This is a genomic window from Paenibacillus forsythiae T98 (assembly GCF_000520735.1).
GTDB classification, from domain to species: Bacteria; Bacillota; Bacilli; order Paenibacillales; family Paenibacillaceae; genus Paenibacillus_AQ; species Paenibacillus_AQ forsythiae.
In genome coordinates this window covers 1-958 of sequence record NZ_ASSC01000655.1, presented here as the reverse complement: position 1 = coordinate 958, position 958 = coordinate 1, and the positions used below count along the sequence as shown (strand labels likewise).

The 958-nt window shown below is 59.3% G+C and carries 2 protein-coding genes; one reads left to right on the top strand and one right to left on the bottom strand.

What is annotated here, in order from left to right; genetic code table 11:
* Nucleotides 1-371 (top strand): Sir2 family NAD-dependent protein deacetylase (locus tag L692_RS0120350; RefSeq protein WP_025701884.1); only part of this gene is annotated, 371 nt, incomplete at its 5' end.
* An 86-nt stretch (nt 372-457) separates the two neighbouring features.
* Here L692_RS0120350 and L692_RS0120345 read toward each other — a convergent pair.
* A partial coding sequence (locus L692_RS0120345) for a helix-turn-helix domain-containing protein (protein ID WP_025701883.1) occupies nt 458-958 on the bottom strand: 501 nt, incomplete at its 5' end.

Sequence of the window (958 nt, the reverse complement as noted above, 5' to 3'; positions counted from 1 at the left end):
CGGTGCACCGCAACCACTGTATGGGCTGCTCCCGCTATTACGGACTGGATGCCGTTATAGGCAGTGAAGAGACCGTTCCCCGCTGTCCGGACTGCGGGGGCATCATTAAGCCGGATGTCGTGCTCTACGAGGAGGAGCTGGACCACAAGGTACTGACCGATTCCGTCCAGGCGATTGCCGGCGCCGATCTGCTCATCATCGGGGGAACCTCGCTGACCGTGCAGCCTGCGGCCAGCCTGATTCAATATTTTCAAGGCAAGCATACGGCGCTCCTTAACGGAGAACCTACGTCCTACGATTCGCGTGCGGACCTGATCATTACCGATAGGATCGGCTGGGCGATGGACAGAATAAGCGAGCTGCTCGGCTAACCGCCTCGCCTGTCTTTCCCTCATGCGGTGATTATAAGACCGGACCTGAGGTGATCCTGAAGTCCGGGAACGACAGCTAGAACCGGCTAGTGCTCCTGCTGCCGGGCCGTGGCGGCGCGGTAAGCCGTCGGAGCTTGCCCGCAGAAGCGCTTGAACTGGCGCGAGAAGTACAGGGCGTCCGTCAATCCGACCGATGCCGCCACCTGCTCCACCGACAGCTCCGGCCGCTCGCGAAGCAGCTGGCGCGATTTGTCGATCCGCAGCTTGAGCAGATAGGTAACGGGCGACAAGCCCGTTTCTTGTTTGAAGATGCGCGACAGATAAGCGCGGTTATAGCCAAGGCTGGCGGACATCTGTTCAATGGAGACGGGATGGGCGTACTGCGAGGACATATAGTGAATCATCTGCTTGACCGTCCGCTTCACCTGGGAATCCTTCCCCGGCAGGCGCGAATGGTCCTTCAGCATTTCGGACGCTTCTCCCATGGTCAGGTACAGAAGCCCAATCGAGGTCAAATGACCGCTCTCCCGGCCCGCATAGAAGGTCTTCATGATTCCGGCAAGCGCTTCTGGAATAACGCTTCGGTC